Consider the following 19099-nt stretch of genomic DNA (forward strand, 5'->3'; position numbering starts at 1 on the left):
CATGCCGGGGGCGCAGCTCTCCGCGAGCCGCGCCCGCTCCGGCGGCGGCAGCGCGGCGGAGGCGCCCCGGCGGGCTCCGTCGAGCAGCGCGCTCGCGGACTTCAGCCAGGCGGGGTGCGGCTCGACGCCAATGTGCCGGGCCAGCGCGGTCAGTTCGGGCTCGGGTGCGTCGAGCAGGTCCTCGTACGAGAGCGAGGCGCGCAACTCGGCGGGGACGTCCGCGAGATGCGCCAGCCCCTCGGTGATCATCCCGCTCCACAGTGCGCCGAAGCGTTCCACGGGCACGGGCCGCTCCAGCACGCCCCGCAGGTCGAAGCCGTCGTCGGCCGTCAACTCGCCCAGGGCGGCGGCGATTTCCTGCTCCTCCGACCCCTCCTCGGCCTGTGCCGCCGTCCGCAGCAGCCGGAAGCCGGCGTGGCGGCTCATCGAGAGCGCGCAGTCGGGGCCGTCCCGGTACAGATGGACGAAGCGCGCCTCGGGGAACGCGGCGCGCAGCCGCGGCACCGACCCGAGCGAGAACCCCGACCGCTCGACCACGGCCCGCAACGGCCCTTCTCCGCCGGTGTGTTCGGCCTCGGTGTGTTCAGCCTCTGCGCGTCCGGCCTCGATGTGTGCGGCGAGGGCCGCGAAGAGCGCGCGGTAGTGCTCGGCGACGGGCGCACGTCCCCGTCCGGCCAACACCGGTTCCAGGGCGTCGAAGAGCGCGTCCGGCTCGTCCGTGAGATGCGGCAGGGTCGTCAGACAGAGCGCGGGTATCCCGCCGCCGGTCGCGGAGAACCGCCCGCCCGCGACGCCCGGGTAGAGATGCTCCGGCAGCGGCGCGCCCTCCCGGACCATCCGGTCGGCGAACGGCCGTGAGGAGGCGAGCAACTGCCAGAACTCCCCGCCCGTCAGCGGCTGTTCGGGCAGTGCGCCCGGTTCCACGGACGCGATCAGCTCGCTGACGCTGAGCACCTCCGGATGCAGCCGCAGGACGCGGGAGAGCGCGGTGGACCCGCACCGTCCCGTCCCGACGACGAAGGTCAGTGTCCGTGCCCGTTCCGCCATGTCCCGTCCGTTCGTCTCATCCATACCGCCGCATGTGCTGCCCGTCCTCGCCCGTCTACGGCACGAAGTCGACGCTCACCGGCGCGTGATCGCTCCACCGCTCGTCGTGCGTGGCGGCCCGTTCCACGACGGCCTTCACCGCGCGCTCGGCCAGACGCGGCGTCGCGAAGAGGTAATCGATGCGCCAGCCCGAGTCGTTGTCGAAGGCACGTCCCCGGTACGACCACCACGAGTACGGCCCCGCCACGTCCGGGTGCAGCGTCCTGACCACGTCCGTGTAGCCGCCGTCGGCCGGGTCGAGGACCCGCGAGAGCCACTCCCGTTCCTCTGGCAGAAAGCCCGAAGAGCGGCGGTTGCCACGCCAGTTCTTGAGGTCCGCCTCCTGGTGCGCGATGTTCCAGTCGCCGCACACCAGCACCTCGCGGCCGTCCGCCGCGGCACGCTCGCGCAACTCCCGCAGATACGGCAGGAACGCGGCCATGAAGCGTTCCTTCTGCGCCTGCCGTTCGGTGCCGACGTCGCCGGAGGGCAGATACAGACTGGCGACGGTCAGCCCCGGGAGATCCACCTCGGCGTAGCGGCCCGCGTCCTCGAACTCCTCGGCGCCGAAGCCGATTCGGACGCGTTCGGGTTCACGCCGCGTGAGCAGTGCCACGCCCGCGCGTCCCTTCGCGGCGGCCGGCGCGTACACCGTGTGCCAGCCGTCGGGCGCCCGTACGTCGGCGTCGAGCTGATGCGGCTCGGCGCGCACCTCCTGCAGGCAGACCACGTCCGCGTCGGTGTCCGCGAGCCACTCGCGGTAGCCCTTCCTGGCGGCCGCACGCAGCCCGTTCACGTTGATCGTCGTCACCTTCGGCATTCCGGTCACCTTACGATGCGTACATGCGATTCGTCCGTGTGCCCTACGACCACCCCGACGCGTTGAAGCTGAACGACACCGTCCAGCAGGAGTACGCGGAGCGCTACGGCGACGACGGCGACATGACCCCGCTCGACCCCGCCATGTTCGAACCGCCGCACGGGCTCTATCTGTTGGTCTACGACGAGGACGACTGCCCCGTGGCGACGGGCGGTTGGCGCACCCAGAACCGCAACGCCGAGGGATACGCGGACGGGGACGCCGAGATCAAGCGCATGTTCGTCGTCCGGGAGGCGCGGGGCCGGGGTATCGCCCGGCAGGTGCTGGCCCGGCTGGAGGACGACGCGAGGGCGGCGGGGCGGACGCGGATGGTGCTGGAGACGGGCACGATGCAGCCGGAGGCGATCGGGCTGTATGTCTCCTCGGGCTACGAGGCGACGGCGAAGTTCGGGCTGTACCGGTTCGAACCGCAGAGCCGCTGCTACGCGAAGAAGTTGTAGGGCGTTGTGAGGGGTTACGAGCGGGTGTGAGCCTGCCCGCTTCCGTCGTCCTCGCCTCCGCGAATCGCGGCTCCGGGTATATGAGGCCATGACGTCGCCGACACTCATGTCGAGATGCGCGGTGGGTGGTTGGCCGCCTATGGCTCCGTGGGTCGGTGGGAGTTGTGGCGCATGTTCCACACGGCCAGGGCTGGGCCTGTGACGAGCGCAGTGAGCGGCATCGCCGACGGGCCCGGGCTGTTCGATCCGGGCGTGAGTGCTTAGCTGGCCGGGCCGCCGACGAGGACCGACCAGCCGGCGTCGACCCGCATAGTCGTGCCGGTGGCCGCGCGGAGCGCGGGGTCGGCAGCCACTGCTACCGCGGCGGCGATGTCTTCGGGCTCAAGCATCCGGCCCAGCACGGACTCTTGGGCGAGGACGGCGCTGCGCTCGCTGGTCAGGATTTCGGCGGTGGCCGGCGTCCGGATGGCGCCAGGAGCGACGACGAGCACGCTGACGCCGTCGCACGCGCTCTCCGCAGCGACGTGGCGGGCGAAGGTGGCCAGCGCGGACTTCGCCGTACCGTGCGCAAGCCGGCCTTCGCCGACGTAGTCCGCTGCGGTGCTGCCGATGTAGACGATCCGACCCCCGCGCTGCGCTCGCATCGGTTCGAGGACGCGTTTGGTGATGTGGAAGGCACCGGCAAGCTCACCGGTGACCTTGGCCGCGAAGGCCGTCCACGACAGGTCGGCCAGCGCGGCGAACGGGGGCGGAGCGGTATTGGCGTTGACGACGACCGTGTCGATCCGCCCGTGGGTGGTGAGGATTTCGGTCACCAGCCCGTCGACGGCGGACGGGTCGGTGACGTCCGCCCTGACGCTCGACGCGCTGCCGCCGGATGCCTCGATGTCACGCACGACTTCGGCCGCGTTGGCGGCACCGGTGCGGTAGTCGACGATCACATGGTGCCCGCGCGTTCCGAGTCGCCGCGCGATGGACGCCCCCAGGCCACGGGCGGCGCCGGTAACGAGTGTGATCTGTGGCACGCTTCCTCCCAAGTCGTGAGCAGGTCACTAACCTATGGAGAGCGCAGGTGCGGCGGAAGGCGCTCACTACGCGGTGCGATGCTCACCCGGTGGTGAGCGCGCAGTCCCGGAGCCTGGGAGGGGTGTCATGAGTGACGTGTTCCACAAGGACTGCCCGGCGCGCGAGGTACTGGGGCACCTCGCCGGCCGGTGGACGATCCTGGTCCTCACAGCGCTGCTGGCCGAACCGCGCCGCTACCACGAGCTACGCACGGCGGTAGCGGGAATCAGCGACAAGAGCCTCGCGGCCACGCTCCGGTCACTTCAGCAGGACGGCCTGGTGCACCGCCGGGTCGACACGGGACAGCCGCCACCGGTGACGTATTCGGTCACCGAGCTGGGCCGCGGCGCGGCAGCGGCGCTCGACCCGCTGCTGCAATGGATCCGTGCCAACGCGACGGAGATCGAAGCACGTCGTGAGACGTGACCGAAGCGTCGGACGCCGTCGGGGTGGCCGCGACCGACAACTCCCTTCACCGACAACTCCCGTTCGCTGCACTCGGGTTCAGCCGGATTCATCGCGCTCGGGTTCAGCCGGATTCATCGCGCTCGGGTTCAGCCGGATTCATCGCGGCTGAGGCGGCAGTGCAGTTCCCCACGCAAGCGTCCCCAAGCGTCAACAACGTCCTGACCCGCGACAACGAGGCGGATGTCGTCTGCTGTCTCGTGAACTGCACGTGTGCGCACCGTTGTTGGCGCGGGCCGTTCTCCCGCGCATACTCCGAGACCGCCGCACCCTGACCGTCGACGAGTCGACCGGCAGTCGACGAGTGACAGCCGACCGGATGGAGCTGATGGAACAGATGACGTCGCACGCGGTTTCCGCCGCAGCCGCCGGGACGTGGACGCTCGGCGACCTCACGGTCAACCGGATCGGCTTCGGCGCCATGCGCCTGACCGGCAGCGCCGCCTTCCACCAGGGCACCCCCAGCGACCGCGGCCGGGCGATCGCCACGCTCCGCCGCGCGGTCGAACTCGGCGTCAACCACATCGACACCGCGGCCTTCTACTTCTCCCGGCTGCGCTCCGCGAACGAACTGATCAACTCGGCCCTGGCGCCGTACGCGGACGACCTCGTCATCGCCACCAAGGTCGGCCCGGCCAGGGACGCCGACGGCGAGTGGAGCACATCGGCACGGCCCGACCGACTGCGCGGCCAGGTGGAGGAGAATCTGCGCCAACTCGGCCGGGATCACCTCGACTTGGTCAACTTGCGCCTCATGGGCCAGGATTCGGCAAGCGAGCACTTCGGGGCGCTCGCCGAGCTGCGCGACGCCGGACTCGTCCGGCACCTCGGCATCTCCGCCGCCCGTCCCGAACACCTCGCCGAGGCCCGGGAGATCGCACCGGTGGTCTGCGTCCAGAACCGCTACGGCCTCGACGCGCGCGGCGGGGACGAGATGCTCCGGACGTGCGCGGCGCACGGCATCGCGTTCGTACCGTTCTTCTCCATCGCCGGCGAGGGACGTGAGGCAGGAACCGTCCGGGCCGAGCACGACCACGTCCGCACCGTGGCCCGCGCACACGGTGTCTCGCCCGCACAGGTCCGTCTGGCGTGGATCCTTCAGCAGGGCGCGCACGTGCTGGCCATCCCGGGGACGGGCAACCCGGACCATCTGGTCGACAACGTGGCGGCGGGCGCGCTCCGGCTCACGGCAGAGGAACTCGCGCTGCTCGATGCGATCGGCGAGTCAGCGTCCTGATGCCGGCCGCACCGGCCTATTCCCCACCGTGCGAGGGGAGTTGACCGTCACCGGGCCGGTCCGCGACGGACGGACCGGGGAACGCGGGGCCGCCGTAGCTAGGGTCGGGCGGGCCGAACGAACCGAGACGCGGGGGCGGAGCGCCGGGACCGGGGCCTCCCCGAGCAGGGGCCGCGCCGCCGCCGAGCCAGGACGACTCGGCACCGTCCGTGCCGGGAGTGTCCGGAGGGGGAGCGGGCGCCGGGGCCGGCGGGCCCAGTTCGTACGCCTCCGGGCCCGCCCCGTCCGCGGCTCCGTCCGGACCGGCTCCGTCCGCCGCCCCCGTACCGCCGTACGACGCGTCCCCGTACGCCGCGTCTCCGTACCCCGCGTCTCCGTACTCCGCGCTCCAGTCCTCCGCCCCGCCCGCAGCCGGAGACGGCCACACCACGCCTCCGCCTCCACCCCCGCCCGCGCCGGCGTCCCGCTCCCGCGCGAGCTCCGCCGCCGCAGCGATCCCGTACTCCTCCACCGACACCGCCCGCATGCCCGACGCGCCCTGCTCCTCCGCGAGTTGAGCCGTCAGCATGCGTCCCGGCGGCAGTTCGACGCAGCACGTCACGTCCGCCTCCGCCAGCCTGGCCGTCACCTGCGCCCACTGCACGGGCCGGGCCACCGACCAGGCCAGATCGTCGAAGACCGCGTTCGTCTCGCCGCGCAGGCTCCGTCCCTGCAACCCGCCGACGTACGGCACCGACTGCGGACGCCGTTTGACCGTCGCCAGATGCTGCGCGAGCCGGATCGCGACGTCGTTCTCCGTCTCGTCCGTGCTGCCCGCGCCGTCCAGGAGTTCGCCCCGCAGACGTACGGCACGCAGCGCCTCCTCGAAGGTCAGCACGCCCGCGAGCACCGCCGCCGCATAGCCCCCGGTGTCGTGCCCGGCGACGTACGCCGGCTGCACCCCCTCGTCCTCGATCAGCGCCCGCGCCCCGGCGACGCCCGCGATCAGCAGCGCCAAGTGGCTGGCCACGGAGGAGAGTTCGAGGGCCTGCGGCGAGTCGAGTTCGGCGATGCCGTCCGCGTACTCCCTGCCCGAGCCGTCACCGCCACCGCCACCGCCGCCCGTGCGGGACGCGAGCTGCCGGAGCGCGATGTCCGCCTCCGCCAGTACGGTCGCGGACGCCGCGGTGTCGGGCAACCGGTGCAGCATGCCGGGGCGTTGCGACCCCCGGCCCGGGAAGAGGAACGCGATGCTCATGGGGTCAGCCTGGCGCGCACCGCACCCCCGGCGCCAATCCTCTGCCGCACCCTCCGCCCTCGAACTCGCTTGCCCAGTACGGCGCGACGCGCCGGCGTCGCCCCCGCCGGCCGCCCCGGTTCCGCCCCGGCGCCGGTCCGCCCGTGTGAGGCTGACCCCATGCCCCCGTCCGCGAACGGCCCGCACCCACTGCTGCGGTACTTCCTCGACGCCGCCGACGGACGCTTCCCGCCCGCCGACGGCGAGGTGACCGTGCTCGGCCCGCTCCCCCGCGGCCTGGAGTGCTCGGTCGCCTTCACCGGGCACGCCGTCATCGCCACGTCCCTGCCCGCCGACGACGTACGGGCGCTGGGTCCGGACGGCTACGGCGGCTCGCTCTCGCCCGGCGTGCTGCGGGGGCTCGCGGGGGCGCGGGGCACGGTCGGCTGCGTCGACGCCACGCTCACCGCCCGCGGCACCGGCGGCACGCCCCGGCTCCCCGAACAGACGGGGCTCGACGGCCATCCACGCGTCCGACTGGCGCGTGAACTGCGCACGGACGTACGGACGTTCGGCGACGAACGCGGCTTCGTCACCCTCGCCGAGGGGCTCGCGGGACGCCGTGAGCTGAGCACGGAGCTGCACGATCCACCGCGTACGGCGGGCCGCGGCACGGGCCGCTCCCTGCTCCGCGACGCCCTCTCCCTCGTACCGGAGGGCGAGCCCGTCTTCGCCGCCGTCTCACCGGGCAACGCCCGCTCCCTGCGCGCCTTCCTGGCGGCGGGCTTCACACCAGTGGGCAGCGAGTCGGTCCTCCGGCCGAGGCGCGAGGGGTTCCCGAGCGAGCCCGCGGAGGCGGCGAAGGCCGCCGAGATCGGCGCGGACGCGGACGCAGGTGACGCAGACGGTGGCCCGGACGCGGACGGGGCGCGCCTGCGCCCGTCCGGTCTCGCGGCGCTGCGCCGCAGAGCGCTGCACGTCCACGACCTCTACGACCGGCTCAACCTCCGCCTGCGCGGGCGTACATGGACGCGGGAGGAGTTCATGCTCGGTTTCACCGGCGACGTCGGGGACCTCGCGAAGCTCGTCATGGCGGCGGAGGGCGCGCGCGAAGTACCGGGCGGGCGGGCCGCGTTGGAGCACGAACTCGCCGACTGCCTGTGGTCCGTGCTGATCCTCGCCCACCACTACGGCATCGGCCTCGAAGCGGCGTTCCACCGCACGATGGACGAGCTGGACGCGGCGATCGGCGCCCAGCTCAACGACGCAGACGCGTCCCGTCCGCCCCGCGAGGACGCCCGTCAGGAGCCCGCCCCATGACGGCGGCCCGCCGTCCCGTGGACCTCGCCGCGTACGAGGCCCGCGCGCGCCAAGGGCCCTGCTTCGTCTGCGCGTTCGTGGCGGGCGACCCGGAGTACGGGCATGTGACGCTGCACGAGGACGAGGAGCACGTCGCCTTCCTCGACCGCTACCCCACCCTCCCGGGCAAGATCCTCGTCGCCCCCAAGCCGCACGTGGAGCACGTCGTACGCGATCTCGACGAGGCCGCCTACACCCGTCTGCCGGCGTACGTACGTCTCGTGGCCCTGGCCATGGAGGACGTGCTGGCGCCGGAGCGTACGTATCTGCTGTCGCTCGGCAGCGCTCAGGGCAACGCTCATCTGCACTGGCACATCGCCGGGCTTCCGGCCGAAGTCCCGTACGAGCGGCAGCAGTTCCACGCGCTGATGTCGGAGAACGGTGTGCTCACACCGCCCCCGGACGCCTCGGACCCGCTCGCGGCGAGGCTGCGTGAGGCGTGCGTCGCACGGTTCGGCGGACGGCCCCCGTGGCCCGATCGCCCTCTGTGACAGGAGAGCTTCCTGTGCTTCCATCGCTGTCATGACCATGAACCGGCGTCATCTCCTCAGAGGCGCGGCCGCGCTCCCCCTCGCCACCCTCCTCGCCGGTGCCACGGCCGCCGGCGTCCACGCGTCCCCGCCCCGTACGGCGGACCGCGCCGCCCCGGACGCCTGGATGGCTCAGCTCCCCGACGGCGCCGCCCTGCACGAGCTGACGATCCCCGGTACACACGACTCCGGCGCCCGTCACGGCGGGCCGTGGACGGAGTGCCAGAACACCTCCATCCCCGAACAACTCGCCACCGGCATCCGCTTCCTGGACGTGCGCTGCCGTCTCTTCGAGGGCTCGTTCACGATCCACCACGGCCCGTCCTACCAGCACCTCAACTTCGACGACGTCCTCACCGGCTGCCGCGACTTCCTCGCCGCGCACCCGTCCGAGACGGTGCTGATGCGGGTCAAGCAGGAGTACTCGGAGGAGAGCGCCGAGCAGTTCCGGCTCGTCTTCGAGGACTATCTCGACCCGCGCGGCTGGCGCTCCCTCTTCCGACTGAACGCCACGCTACCGGAGTTGGGCGACGCGCGAGGCAAGGTCGTACTGCTCGGCGACTCCGACGGACTGCCCGGCGTGCGCTACGGCGACGAGGAGCTCTTCGACATCCAGGACGACTACGAGGCCGAGCCGGAGTCCAAGTACCCCAAGATCGAGGAGCACTTCCGCAAGGCCGTCTCCCAACCGGGCAAGCTGTACGTCAACTTCGTCAGCACGGCCGCGCTGCTCCCGCCCCGCTCGAACGCCGACCGCCTCAATCCGCGCGTCCGCGACCTTCTCGACGCCTCCGAGAACGCGGACTGGCGCGGACTGGGCATCGTGCCGATGGACTTCCCGAACGAACACGGCCTGACGGACGCCCTGTTGCGGCACCAGCCCACCGCGGCCGGGACCGCCCGGCGCGCCCGGTGACCAACTCCGTCCCCTGAGCGCGCACTTCACGCACAGCCTCACGCGCTACACGCGAACGCGCGGGTACGTCCGTACCGTCCGTACGTCCGACTCGCCGTGCCTCACGTCCGCGTGAAGCCCTCTTCGCGCTCCACCTCCAGATTCACGAACCGCGGCTCGTTGACGCAGAGTTTGCGCATCTGGTCGGCGATCTGCTGTGTCTCGGGAAGCTGGCTGTTCTCCATCGCCTTCTGGTACGAGGGGAATTCGACGATGTCCACGAAGTGGCCCGGCTGTTCCCGGTCCTGCGCGTGCAGTTCGCGCATGACCGTCCGCTTGCCCTTCGTGGTCTTCATCCACTGATCGAAGACGGCGTCCAGTTCCTGTGCGCGGTTCGTCTCGTACTCGATGAGCTGAACGAAAGTCATGGCGGATCTCCTGTCTCCTTCTCTCCCGGCGGTTGTCGGGGCCCTCGCCGCTCACACGCTCAGCGGCACCGGATGCACCTCGTCGACGCCCTGCCCGGCACGCTCGTGCGCGCGCCGCACCGCCTGCGCGGAGGGCGCCTCGGACAGACAGAAGACCGTCCCGGACTCCGGGTCGGCCCATGCGTGCTCGAAGTGCACGCCCTCGGCGTGCGCGGCGGCCAGATCGGCCCGGTGTACGTCGTCGAGCTGCTCCGCCGTGATGCCGTGCATCCCGTAGTGGACGTCCATGAACCTCGGCACAGCTCCACCTCCCGGCGGTCGCGGCGTACGCCCCCGCTGCCTCCCATGGTGCTACCGATGCGCAAAACCCCCAAACCGTCCCGTAACGCCCGTACGGCACCGGCCTGTGCACGGGCCGTCGGTAACCCTTCACACCCATGACAATTTCGGCCCCCCACGGCAGGCGCGACTTAGAGTCGGGGAGCCTTCTCCGTTCCAGGGAGCGCTGATGAGAGACCAGTTGTCACCGGCACGGGCCGACAGCACCCAGCGGCGCTACGAGGGGGCGCCACTGGGGGCCCCGTCGCGTCGCCTGCCCCGGTCCGCCGCGCCCGCGGTCCTGGTGGCCGCCGCCGCGCTGCTGCTCGCCGGATGCGGCGGCGACTCGAGCACCGCGTCCGTGGCGAAGTCCTCCAAGCCCCCGACGGTGGAGAAGCTGGCGTCCGCCCTGAAGTGCAAGGCGGAGATCCAGAAGAAGGTCGAGGACTACCGCCTCGGAGTCTGCAAGGCGGACAAGACCCCGTACACCTTCGTCACGTTCAAGGACAACCGGGCCAAGCGCGGCTGGCTCGACTACTCGAAGGACTACGGCGGTACGTATCTCGTCGGCTCCCGCTGGCTGGTGGTGACGGACGAGCCCTCGAAGCTGGGCCCGATCCAGGCGCAGTGGGGCGGCACGGTCGAACGCGGCAGGAGCCACGGCGGCCACGGCCGCTCGTGACCCCGGGCCTCTCGTCCGCGCTAGCGTGACGGCGTGACGCTGTTCATCTCCCGCGAGGGGCCGGGCCTCGCCGAACTGGCCCGGCAGGCGCTGTCGTCCACGCAGCGCGGCTACGACCTGCTCGCCCCGAAGTTCGACGCCACCCCGTTCCGTACGCCCGACGCCGTCCTGGACGCCACCGCCCACGCGCTGCGCCCGCTCGGCCCGTTCGGGGCGGGGCTCGACGTGTGCTGCGGCACCGGCGCCGGCGTCGAACGGGTGCTGCGGCGCGTGTGCACGGAACGCGTCACCGGGGTCGACTTCAGCGCGGGCATGCTCGCCGAGGCCCGCCGGGCGGTGCCGGACGCGGAGTGGGTACGCGCCGACGCCCGCGCGCTGCCGTTTCGCGACGCCTTCGAACTGGCGGTCAGCTTCGGCGCGTTCGGGCACTTCCTGCCGGACGAACGCCCCGCGCTCTTCGCGCGGGTCCACGACGCGCTGCGCCCCGGCGGGCTGTTCGCCTTCCCCGTCGCGGCGCCGCCGCGCGTGGGTTCACTCCAGTACTGGACGCTGTGGGGCTTCGACGCCGCGATGCGCGTACGCAACGCGCTCCGGCGCCCCCAATTCGTCATGTACTACCGGACGTTCCGCCTCCCCGACGTCCGCCGCGACCTCGCCGCTGCGGGCTTCACGGTCTCCACCCTCCCCCTCGATCCCCTCGATCCCCTCGGCCGGGCCGGCCGCCTCCCGGACGGCACGCCCCGCTGCCGCCTGGTCCTGGCGCGCCGCGCGGCCTGACCCTGCCCGACTCCGACTGCCCCCGGCGGTACGGCAGTTCGGCCCGCCGCGCCACGACGAAGTCCCCGCCGGATTCCCGACGGGGACTTCGATGTCCTGTGTCCTGCACCACCGTTGGTCAGTCGAGGTGCCAGCGGTCCGTGAGCTCTCCCGCCTGGTGCGGGGCCACGGTGACGCCGTACGCCTGGCTCTCCACGAGATGCCCGGTGGACTTCAGATTGCTCCCGGGCTCCTTGACCGGACTGATCGTGAACGTGGCCCCTCCGGCGCGCCGTACGATCCAGTCCTGCGCGGCCTTTCCGTTACACGGCTGGGAGTACGCGGTCTTCTCACCCCAGCCCGCGGGATAAAAGGGAGCGGCCACGGGCTGATAGGTCAGACATCCGCCCTGGCTGTCATTTGCCCGTTCCCGGTAGATGGTGTAAACACCGTCGCGATCCCGGCTGAACCGCCACTGCGTCTCCAGTCCCCTCCATGTCTGGGGATCTCCGATGAAGGCCGCATAGCCGTTCGCTCCGTACCAGGTGGACAAGTGATAACCGGTGCCCGCGTGCACGAGATGCCCGGTGGCCTCGTCCGCCGACCGGCTGCCGCTGCCCGCGGAGGCCGGAGCAGCGGCCCCCAGGACACCGCCCAGCGCGGCCAGTACGGCGGCCGTCTTCAGCACGGCCCTTTTCTTGGAATGTGCGGGGGTACGAATGTCCATCTCCGTTCGTGAAGCCGGTCTACGCATTCCCGTAGTGCCGCACGGTGGAAAACCACGGCAATGTGCCGGTGGAACACCGCGGACGCCCGGGAACAACTGCCGCTCACATTACGCAGATCGGCGCCCTGAACGACGGCGCCTACCATGAACGAGTGAATTAGAATGACGGACCGATTTTCGTGAATCGGCCCCACCGCACACCGGACCCGACAGCATTCCCGGACACCGATCCTCGGCCCTCCCGGGCCCGGACCCGGGGAGACCGCGCGACCGCGACAACACCCCGAACTCTCCGACGAGGACCCGGAGTTGACCACTGGCGGCACCGGCCGCCGTCCGACGCCGGACGATCAAGGACAGTCACCCCAGCCGCTGCCCCGCACAGCACGACGAAGCCCCCGTCGGATCTCCGACGGGGGCTCGATCTGCGGTGGACCTGAGGGGATTTGAACCCCTGACCCTCTCGTTGCGAACGAGATGCGCTACCGGACTGCGCCACAGGCCCTTGCGACGGATGAAACCTTAGCATCCCCGCCGGGCCGGGCGGTAATCGGTTCCGGCCCTGGTCATCGCCGCGCGGGGCGGGATGACCGGCCCGGGACGGCGCCCCCGTACGCACCGGATGCACCGGAGGAGGGGCCGCCGTCCCGGGCCCGCGTTCGTCACGCGCCGTCGCCGCTCACTCGTTGGCGGCGCGGGGGCGCTCCTCGCCCTCGTACTGGTCGAAGAGCGGCGTCTGGCGCCGTCCCCGGCCGCGGCGGGTGCCGGAGGAGGGCTCCTCGTCCTCCTCCGGGGCGGAGCCCGAGGGGNGCCCGAGCCCCCGGACGAGGCTGCCGGCGGCTCACCGCTCGCGCTGCTGGAGCGGGCGGAGCTCCACGTGCCGGGCGCCTCCAGGTCGACTCCGCGCGTGCTGCGCGGGGCGACGGGAGCGCTGACGTACGTCGGCAGCGGCACCGGCACCGGGTCCCAGCCGTCGGCGGGCTCGCGGCCTCCGTGGCGCTGCTGGTCGACCCACTCCGCGTGGTCGGTCTGCTCGACGAGCGCACGGCGGTCGGCCGCCGCGGGCTCNACGTGCCCGGGGAGCGGACCGTGGTACGCCTCGGTCTCCGCGTCGCCCGCACCGGCGGCCCCACCGACGTCCGCGCCGTCCTCGCCGCGCTCCGCGGACCGCTGCTCGCCGGCAGCGGGCGCGGCTTCCGTGCGGCGCTTGTCCATGGCGGCGGCGAAGCGGCGGCGCTCCTGCACCCGCAGATGCACGATGTACGCGCTCAGCAGCAGCCCCGGGCCCGCCGGGGCCCACAGGAACGCGAGTCCGCCGACGGCGGCGACGATCGTGCCCGCCGTGAAGGCGAGGAAGAGCACCATCGTCGTACGGCGGCGCCGGGCGAGGACCTTGGCCCGCTTGCTCTTCTGCCGTGCCTTGTCGCGTTCCGCCGTGGACCGCTCGGACGCGGTGCGCTCCGCGTCCTCGCGTTCCGCCGGCTGCTGCCCGTGCGCGTCCCGCGCCAAGTCGCCGGAGTCGTCCGGGGCTTGTGCGTCCGCCGCCCCGGCCGCGCCCGAGTCGCCCGCGGCGCCGAGGACTTCGGTGGGTACGCCCGCGTTCTCCGCGCCCACCATGGTCTTGGGGTCGGCGTAGGCCCGTACGTCCACCGAGTCGTCCGCGGAGAGCCCGGCGGCGTGCACGCCGCCGTCCGCGGCGTCGTGTTCGGAGGTACGGCCTGCGGCGTCGGGAGCCGCGAACTCGCCCTGTTCCTCGGGGGCTTCGCCGTCGCGGCGTTCGCTCTCCCGCGCATAGCGCCGTTCCATCGCCGCCTTGCCGGACAGCAGACGGATGGCGGTGCTGAAGCGTTCCGTCGGACGGGATTCGTTCAGCTCGTCCTGCCTGCGGAGCCACATCGGCACCAAGTAGGCAGCCCAGGCCCCGACGATGACTGCGTAGATGAGGCCACTGCTGTTCACCCTCACACGGTAGAGGGGTTCCGCCGCACCCATCTGCCAAATTCCGCGGTGTGTCGCATGATCCGGCTGATCTCTCCAGGTTTTTCACCGCTGTTGGGCCGTAAACGCGCCTCGGTCAATTTCCGTACGGCGGGCGGAGGTTCAGCGGCGGCACAGAAATATCGAACGTCTATTTTATTTTTCGGGAGGTGCCGGGAGCGGTGTGATGCCAGCGGGTGAGCAGCCCTTCGGGGACTTCCTCGGTGGTCAGGGCGTAGACGAGATGGTCGCGCCAGGCGCCGTCGATATGCAGGTACCGGGGTCTCAACCCCTCTTCGCGGAAGCCGAGTTTCTCCACCACACGACGGCTCGGCGCGTTCTCCGGGCGGATGCAGATCTCGATGCGGTGCAGTCCGACCGTACGGAAACAGTGGTCCGTCGCGAGCGCCACGGCGGTCGGCATCACGCCGCGTCCGGCGACCGCGCGGTCGACCCAATAACCGATATGGCCCGAGCACATCGAGCCCCAGGTGATTCCCGCGACCGTCAACTGGCCCGCCAGACGGCCCTGATACTCCACGACGAACGGCAGCATGCGGCCGCCCTGCGCCTCGGCGCGCAGATGCCGGACCATCTGCCGGTACGAGGGGCGGCTGGGCGGCGTGAGTCCCGGCGGGGCCGGCGGAATGGTGGCCTCCCAGGGGCGCAGCCATTCGCGGTTGCGCTGGTTCACCTCGCGCCAGGCACGCTGGTCGCGCAGCTTTATGGGACGGAGGGTGATCGCACCGTCCGTCAGCACGATCGGCCAGGACGCGTTCAGTTGAGGTCCCCTCTGGGGTGGTCCCCGCCGCGGACCTGGTCGACGGCGTGCACCAACAGCCGCCCCAGGACGGCGAGTCCGTCGCGTACGCCGCCCGAGGAGCCGGGCAGATTGACGATGAGCGTGCTGCCGGAGACGCCCGCGACGCCGCGGGAGAGCGCCGCGGTCGGCACCTTCGCGGAGCCTTCGGCGCGGATGGCCTCCGGGATGCCGGGGATCTCGTAGTCCAGGACGCGGCGCGTCATCTCCGGCGTGAGGTCGGTGGGCGCGACGCCGGTGCCGCCGGTGGTGAGCACGACGTCGTAGCCGGCGGCGACCGCGGCGGCGAGCACCTCCGCGACGGGTTCGCCGTCGCGTACGACGCTGGGGCCCTCCACCTCGAAGCCCATCGAGGTGAGGCCCTCGACGAGCAACGGGCCGCCGGTGTCGCTGTAGACGCCCTCGGCGGCGCGGTTGGACGCCGTCACGGCGAGTGCGCGGTAGGGGTGCAGGGCGGGGCTCATACGCCGGACTCCTCATCGCTTGCGTGCTCGGAGGCAGCGGGACCGTCCGGGCGGCCGGCCGCGCCGGGTGAAGTGCCGCCGCCGCGCGTCCAGTTGCCGGAGCGGCCGCCGCTCTTCTCCTCGACGCGTACGTCGGAGACGACGGCCGCCTTGTCCACGGCCTTGACCATGTCGACGACCGTCAGGGCGGCGACCGTCACCGCCGTCAGCGCCTCCATCTCCACGCCCGTACGGTCCGTCGTCCTCACCTGCGCGGTGATCTCGACGGCGTCGTCGGCGACCGACAGGTCGACCTCCACGCCCGAGACCGCGAGGGGATGGCACAGGGGAATGAGGTCCGGTGTGCGCTTGGCGCCCATGATCCCGGCGATGCGGGCCGTGGCCAGGGCGTCCCCCTTGGGCACGCCCTCGCCGCGCAGCAGCGCGACCACGCGCGGCGAGACCAGCACCCTTCCGGACGCGCGGGCGGTGCGCGCCGTGACGTCCTTCGCGGAGACGTCGACCATGCGTGCGGCCCCGCGCTCGTCGACGTGGGTCAGGTGCTGCTGTTCTGCGCTGCTCATCGTGCTCCCGGAACCGTCCCTGTGACCGGATACCGTACCGGCCCCGCGCCGCCCTGGCTCCGTCCCGGCGGCGCTACTCGTCGAGCGGCAGCACCGTGACCTCTTCCCCCGGGGTGACGCGTGTGGTCTTCTCCGGGACGTCGATCAGGGCGTTCGCCTGCGCGAGCGCCGCGATCAGATGCGAGGAGGCGCCCCCGACGGGACGGACCACACCGGCAGACTGCCCCGGCTGCGGCGGGAGGTAACTGCCGCGCAGGAACTGGCGTTTGCCCTCCGGCGACGTCAGCGCCCCGTCGCTCTCCAGCCGTGCCCGCACCGGCTCCCGCCGTACCGACGCGCTGCCCATCAGGACCCGCACCGCGGGACGTACGAAGAGTTCGAAGGAGACGTAGGCGCTGACCGGGTTGCCCGGCAGCGCCAGGACGGGCGTGCGGTCCGGGCCGATCAGGCCGAAGCCCTGCGGCTTGCCCGGCTGCATCGCCAGCCGCCGGAACTCCACGCTGCCGCTGCCGCCGTCGAGTTGGGAGAGGACCTCCTTGACCACGTCGTACGCGCCGACGCTGACGCCGCCGCTGGTGACGAGCATGTCGGCGCGGATGAGCTGGTCCTCGACGGCGGCGCGCAGGGTGTCCGCGTCGTCGGCGACCGCGCCCACCCGGTAGGAGATCGCACCGGCGTCGCGGGCGGCGGCGGTCAGCACGAAGCTGTTGGAGTCGTAGATCTGCCCGGAGCCCAACTGCTCGCCGGGCTGGATCAGTTCGCTGCCGGTGGAGACGACGACCACGCGCGGGCGCGGGCGGACGGTGACCGAGCCCCGGCCGATCGCCGCGAGCAGACCCACCTGGGGCGGGCCCAGGACCGTACCGGCGCTGAGGGCGACCGCGCCCGCCCGTACGTCGCTGCCGCGCGGACGCACATGCCTGCCCGGCTCGACGGGCCGGTGGACGCGGACCTCGCCCCGCGCCCCCGCCGGGTCGAGGCTGCGGGCGCTCATCGTCTCGACCGGGCCGCCGCCCAGCCCGCCGTCCGTCCACTCCACGGGGACGACGGCCTCGGCTCCCGGCGGCAGCGCGGCGCCCGTCATGATGCGGGCGGCCTGGCCTCGTTCGACCACGGGCAGATCGCCCTCGCCCGCCGCGACGTCCCCGATGACGGTGAGCACCGCGGGGAACTCCGCGGAGGCGCCCTCGACATCGGCGGCGCGCACCGCATAGCCGTCCATCGAACTGTTGTCGAACGGCGGCAGGGAGACGGGCACCGTGACGTCCTCGACGAGCACGCACCCCTGGGCGTCGAGCAGTTGGAGCTCGATGGGCTCAAGCGGGCGGATGCTGCTGAGGATGTCGTCCAGGTGCTCCTCGACCGACCAGGTCTCGCTCAAGCCTCACATCTCCTCGGTGACGAAGCCGCGCAGCCAGGCACGGAAGTCCGGGCCCAGGTCCTCACGTTCGCATGCCAGTCTGACAATGGCCCGCAGATAGTCGCTGCGGTCACCGGTGTCGTAGCGGCGTCCGCGGAAGACCACGCCGTGCACCGGTCCGCCCAGGGAGGGTTCGGCGGCCAGCGTCTGGAGGGCGTCGGTGATCTGGATCTCGCCGCCGCGGCCCGGCTGGGTCTTGCGCAGCACCTCGAAGACCGCCGGGTCCAGCAGATAGCGCCCGATGATCGCGAGGTTGGACGGCGCCTGCTCGGCCGGGGGCTTCTCCACCAGGTCGGAGATGCGTACGACGTCCGTCTCGCCGGTGGGCGAGGCGGCGGCGCAGCCGTAGAGGTGGATGTTCTCCGGCGGGACCTCCATGAGCGCGATGACGCTGCCGCCGTGCTCCTCGCGCACCTGCATCATCTGTGTGAGCAGCGGATCGCGCGGGTCGATGAGGTCGTCGCCGAGCAGTACGACGAAGGGCTCGTCGCCGACGTGCGGTGCGGCGCACAGGATCGCGTGGCCCAGTCCCCGGGGGTCGCCCTGGCGCACGTAGTGCATGGTCGCCAGTTCGCTGGACTCCTCGACCTGGCCGAGCCGCTTGTCGTCGCCCTTGTCGCGCAGCACCTGTTCGAGTTCGTAGTTGCGGTCGAAGTGGTCTTCGAGCGGGCGCTTGTTGCGGCCGGTGACCATCAGCACGTCCGACAGCCCGGCCGTGACGGCTTCCTCGACGACATACTGGATCGCCGGCTTGTCGACGACCGGAAGCATCTCCTTGGGAGTGGCCTTGGTCGCGGGCAGGAAGCGGGTGCCCAGACCCGCCGCGGGGATGACAGCCTTGGTGATCTGTCCTCGGGAAGTAGTCATGTCCCGCACGATAACCGGTGGCTTTGTGCAGAAGGCACGGCTTCGCACGGATATGTAGCGGTACGCACAACACCGGCCGGGCCACGGGAGATTGCACGGACGGAGCGGGACGGACCGGAGTCGGAGCGTGACGGTACGGAGGCCGCGGTGGACGAATCGACGGGCGGCATGGGCGGAGCGGTGGACGGCACGGACGGTAGTAAGCACACGTTGCGGGAGAGCATCCTCGCGGTGAGGGCGCGGTTGACGGCACGAGACGCACAGGAGACGGCCACCGTCCTCGCCGAACGCGCCCTGGAACTGCCCGAACTGGCCGAGGCGCACACGGTCGCCGCGTATGTGTCGATAGGCGGGGAGCCGGGCACAGGGCCGCTGCTGGAGGCGCTGCGCGCACAGGGCGTACGCGTGCTGCTGCCGGTGCTGCTGCCGGACAACGACCTGGACTGGGCCGTCTACGAGGGCGCCGAGCATCTCGTACGCGCCCGCCGCGGCCTGCTGGAACCGACCGGTCCGCGCCTGGGCCCCGACGCGGTGACACGGGCCGACGCGGTGCTGCTGCCGGGCCTCGCCGTCGACGGGCAGGGCATCAGGCTGGGGCGCGGGGGCGGCTCGTACGACCGTGCGCTGGCGCGGATCGTGGCGGCGGGAGCACGTCCGGTACTGGCGGTGCTGCTCTACGACGCCGAACTCGTCGGCAGCGTCCCGGCGGAGCCGCACGACCTCCCGGTCTCGGCGGCGGTCACCCCGTCCGCGATCCACCGCTTCACGGCCCCGCCGCCCCACCACACCTGAGCCACCACGGCCCAACTCCCCCACCCCGTACGGCAGAAGACCCGCACGACGCCCCACGAGGGCGCAGCACCACCCACCCGCAGCCGACCACAGCTCGTACGAGCGGCCCCCG

Annotated in this window: 21 protein-coding genes, 1 tRNA gene and 1 pseudogene; 9 read left to right on the forward strand and 14 right to left on the reverse strand. The window is 72.0% G+C overall.

The genetic code is table 11. The annotated features are described in order from the left end of the window. Together AN218_RS08750 and xth are read right to left on the reverse strand one after the other, a co-directional pair. Positions 1-1071, reverse strand: a 1071-nt coding sequence (locus AN218_RS08750; protein ID WP_070016202.1) for a sulfotransferase family protein, incomplete at its 3' end; no start/stop codon positions are given. A 31-nt stretch (positions 1072-1102) separates the two neighbouring features. Beyond that, complete coding sequence (gene xth, locus AN218_RS08755) at positions 1103-1906, reverse strand: exodeoxyribonuclease III (protein WP_070016203.1); 804 nt, start codon at positions 1904-1906, stop codon at positions 1103-1105. Positions 1907-1929: 23 nt separating this feature from the next. On the opposite strand from xth, the gene AN218_RS08760 reads away from it, so the two are divergent. Beyond that, positions 1930-2406, forward strand: a complete 477-nt coding sequence (locus tag AN218_RS08760) for a GNAT family N-acetyltransferase (protein WP_070016204.1) — start codon at positions 1930-1932, stop codon at positions 2404-2406. Between the two features lie 260 nt (positions 2407-2666). Here AN218_RS08760 and AN218_RS08765 read toward each other — a convergent pair whose 3' ends face one another. Continuing rightward, entirely contained in the window at positions 2667-3431 is a 765-nt protein-coding gene (locus AN218_RS08765; protein WP_070016205.1) for an SDR family oxidoreductase, read from the reverse strand. 127 nt (positions 3432-3558) lie between these two features. Here AN218_RS08765 and AN218_RS08770 point away from each other — a divergent pair, with 127 nt between their 5' ends. Beyond that, complete coding sequence (locus AN218_RS08770; protein ID WP_070016206.1) at positions 3559-3897, forward strand: winged helix-turn-helix transcriptional regulator; 339 nt, start codon at positions 3559-3561, stop codon at positions 3895-3897. 376 nt (positions 3898-4273) lie between these two features. Further along, entirely contained in the window at positions 4274-5173 is a 900-nt protein-coding gene (locus AN218_RS08775) for an oxidoreductase (RefSeq protein WP_070016218.1), read from the forward strand. A gap of 16 nt (positions 5174-5189) precedes the next feature. Here the strand turns inward: AN218_RS08775 and AN218_RS08780 are convergent, their stop codons facing one another. Further along, positions 5190-6410 carry an acyltransferase domain-containing protein gene (locus tag AN218_RS08780; protein ID WP_070016207.1) on the reverse strand — a complete coding sequence of 407 codons (1221 nt, stop codon included), beginning with the start codon at positions 6408-6410 and terminating at the stop codon, positions 5190-5192. Between the two features lie 159 nt (positions 6411-6569). On the opposite strand from AN218_RS08780, the gene AN218_RS38005 reads away from it, so the two are divergent. Genes AN218_RS38005 through AN218_RS08800 form a run of 3 tightly spaced genes read left to right on the forward strand, consistent with a single transcriptional unit; the run spans position 6570 to position 9194 of the window. Beyond that, the gene (locus AN218_RS38005) at positions 6570-7709 is read left to right on the forward strand and encodes a nucleoside triphosphate pyrophosphohydrolase family protein (RefSeq protein ID WP_244900361.1); all 1140 of its coding nucleotides are present in this window, start codon (positions 6570-6572) and stop codon (positions 7707-7709) included. Then, on the forward strand, positions 7706-8239 hold the full coding sequence (locus AN218_RS08795; RefSeq protein WP_244900362.1) for an HIT family protein: 534 nt from the start codon (positions 7706-7708) through the stop codon (positions 8237-8239). The genes AN218_RS38005 and AN218_RS08795 overlap by 4 nt, the downstream gene beginning before the upstream one ends. A gap of 37 nt (positions 8240-8276) precedes the next feature. Further along, a complete protein-coding gene (locus tag AN218_RS08800) occupies positions 8277-9194 on the forward strand; it encodes a phosphatidylinositol-specific phospholipase C (RefSeq protein ID WP_070016221.1) in 918 nt (305 codons plus the stop codon). Positions 9195-9295: 101 nt separating this feature from the next. Here the strand turns inward: AN218_RS08800 and AN218_RS08805 are convergent, their stop codons facing one another. Then, positions 9296-9601, reverse strand: coding sequence for a hypothetical protein (locus AN218_RS08805; protein WP_070016208.1), 306 nt, complete (start codon positions 9599-9601; stop codon positions 9296-9298). A gap of 51 nt (positions 9602-9652) precedes the next feature. Then, positions 9653-9901 (reverse strand): SCO4226 family nickel-binding protein, encoded by a 249-nt coding sequence (locus AN218_RS08810; protein WP_070016209.1) that lies wholly within the window; start codon positions 9899-9901, stop codon positions 9653-9655. 208 nt (positions 9902-10109) lie between these two features. Between AN218_RS08810 and AN218_RS08815 the strand changes: the two genes are divergently transcribed. Then, positions 10110-10601 carry a hypothetical protein gene (locus AN218_RS08815; RefSeq protein ID WP_079131954.1) on the forward strand — a complete coding sequence of 164 codons (492 nt, stop codon included), beginning with the start codon at positions 10110-10112 and terminating at the stop codon, positions 10599-10601. A 39-nt stretch (positions 10602-10640) separates the two neighbouring features. Then, positions 10641-11378 carry a class I SAM-dependent methyltransferase gene (locus AN218_RS08820; RefSeq protein ID WP_070016223.1) on the forward strand — a complete coding sequence of 246 codons (738 nt, stop codon included), beginning with the start codon at positions 10641-10643 and terminating at the stop codon, positions 11376-11378. 118 nt (positions 11379-11496) lie between these two features. Here AN218_RS08820 and AN218_RS08825 read toward each other — a convergent pair whose 3' ends face one another. From AN218_RS08825 to galU, 8 genes and pseudogenes are all read right to left on the reverse strand, one after another. Further along, on the reverse strand, positions 11497-12045 hold the full coding sequence (locus AN218_RS08825; protein ID WP_070016210.1) for an RICIN domain-containing protein: 549 nt from the start codon (positions 12043-12045) through the stop codon (positions 11497-11499). Positions 12046-12515: 470 nt separating this feature from the next. After that, positions 12516-12589: transfer RNA gene (locus AN218_RS08830), tRNA-Ala, on the reverse strand. Positions 12590-12763: 174 nt separating this feature from the next. Next, positions 12764-14043 (reverse strand): annotated as a pseudogene (gene sepX, locus AN218_RS08835) (divisome protein SepX/GlpR). Positions 14044-14212: 169 nt separating this feature from the next. Next, on the reverse strand, positions 14213-14824 hold the full coding sequence (locus AN218_RS08840; protein WP_070016224.1) for a GNAT family N-acetyltransferase: 612 nt from the start codon (positions 14822-14824) through the stop codon (positions 14213-14215). 14 nt (positions 14825-14838) lie between these two features. Next, complete coding sequence (locus AN218_RS08845; protein WP_070016211.1) at positions 14839-15345, reverse strand: MogA/MoaB family molybdenum cofactor biosynthesis protein; 507 nt, start codon at positions 15343-15345, stop codon at positions 14839-14841. Next, entirely contained in the window at positions 15342-15908 is a 567-nt protein-coding gene (gene moaC / locus AN218_RS08850; protein WP_079131955.1) for a cyclic pyranopterin monophosphate synthase MoaC, read from the reverse strand. The genes AN218_RS08845 and moaC overlap by 4 nt, the downstream gene beginning before the upstream one ends. A gap of 73 nt (positions 15909-15981) precedes the next feature. Continuing rightward, positions 15982-17289 (reverse strand): molybdotransferase-like divisome protein Glp, encoded by a 1308-nt coding sequence (gene glp, locus AN218_RS08855; protein ID WP_070016212.1) that lies wholly within the window; start codon positions 17287-17289, stop codon positions 15982-15984. Positions 17290-17292: 3 nt separating this feature from the next. Beyond that, a complete protein-coding gene (gene galU / locus AN218_RS08860; protein WP_070016213.1) occupies positions 17293-18195 on the reverse strand; it encodes a UTP--glucose-1-phosphate uridylyltransferase GalU in 903 nt (300 codons plus the stop codon). 168 nt (positions 18196-18363) lie between these two features. Between galU and AN218_RS08865 the strand changes: the two genes are divergently transcribed. Further along, positions 18364-18987 (forward strand): 5-formyltetrahydrofolate cyclo-ligase, encoded by a 624-nt coding sequence (locus tag AN218_RS08865; RefSeq protein ID WP_070016225.1) that lies wholly within the window; start codon positions 18364-18366, stop codon positions 18985-18987. Positions 18988-19099 lie beyond the last annotated feature (112 nt).

It is taken from the genome of Streptomyces nanshensis (genome assembly GCF_001751255.1).
GTDB classification, from domain to species: domain Bacteria; phylum Actinomycetota; class Actinomycetes; order Streptomycetales; family Streptomycetaceae; genus Streptomyces; species Streptomyces nanshensis_A.

Excerpts from the sequence above, each read along its gene's own strand:
- xth (WP_070016203.1), bottom strand. The coding sequence starts at position 1,906 with ATGCCGAAGGTGACGACGATCAACGTGAACGGGCTGCGTGCGGCCGCC.
- AN218_RS08760 (WP_070016204.1), top strand. The coding sequence starts at position 1,930 with ATGCGATTCGTCCGTGTGCCCTACGACCACCCCGACGCGTTGAAGCTG.
- AN218_RS08770 (WP_070016206.1), top strand. The coding sequence starts at position 3,559 with ATGAGTGACGTGTTCCACAAGGACTGCCCGGCGCGCGAGGTACTGGGG.
- AN218_RS08775 (WP_070016218.1), top strand. The coding sequence starts at position 4,274 with ATGACGTCGCACGCGGTTTCCGCCGCAGCCGCCGGGACGTGGACGCTC.
- AN218_RS08780 (WP_070016207.1), bottom strand. The coding sequence starts at position 6,410 with ATGAGCATCGCGTTCCTCTTCCCGGGCCGGGGGTCGCAACGCCCCGGC.
- AN218_RS38005 (WP_244900361.1), top strand. The coding sequence starts at position 6,570 with ATGCCCCCGTCCGCGAACGGCCCGCACCCACTGCTGCGGTACTTCCTC.
- AN218_RS08795 (WP_244900362.1), top strand. The coding sequence starts at position 7,706 with ATGACGGCGGCCCGCCGTCCCGTGGACCTCGCCGCGTACGAGGCCCGC.
- AN218_RS08800 (WP_070016221.1), top strand. The coding sequence starts at position 8,277 with ATGAACCGGCGTCATCTCCTCAGAGGCGCGGCCGCGCTCCCCCTCGCC.
- AN218_RS08805 (WP_070016208.1), bottom strand. The coding sequence starts at position 9,601 with ATGACTTTCGTTCAGCTCATCGAGTACGAGACGAACCGCGCACAGGAA.
- AN218_RS08815 (WP_079131954.1), top strand. The coding sequence starts at position 10,110 with ATGAGAGACCAGTTGTCACCGGCACGGGCCGACAGCACCCAGCGGCGC.
- AN218_RS08845 (WP_070016211.1), bottom strand. The coding sequence starts at position 15,345 with ATGAGCCCCGCCCTGCACCCCTACCGCGCACTCGCCGTGACGGCGTCC.
- moaC (WP_079131955.1), bottom strand. The coding sequence starts at position 15,908 with ATGAGCAGCGCAGAACAGCAGCACCTGACCCACGTCGACGAGCGCGGG.
- galU (WP_070016213.1), bottom strand. The coding sequence starts at position 18,195 with ATGACTACTTCCCGAGGACAGATCACCAAGGCTGTCATCCCCGCGGCG.
- AN218_RS08865 (WP_070016225.1), top strand. The coding sequence starts at position 18,364 with ATGGGCGGAGCGGTGGACGGCACGGACGGTAGTAAGCACACGTTGCGG.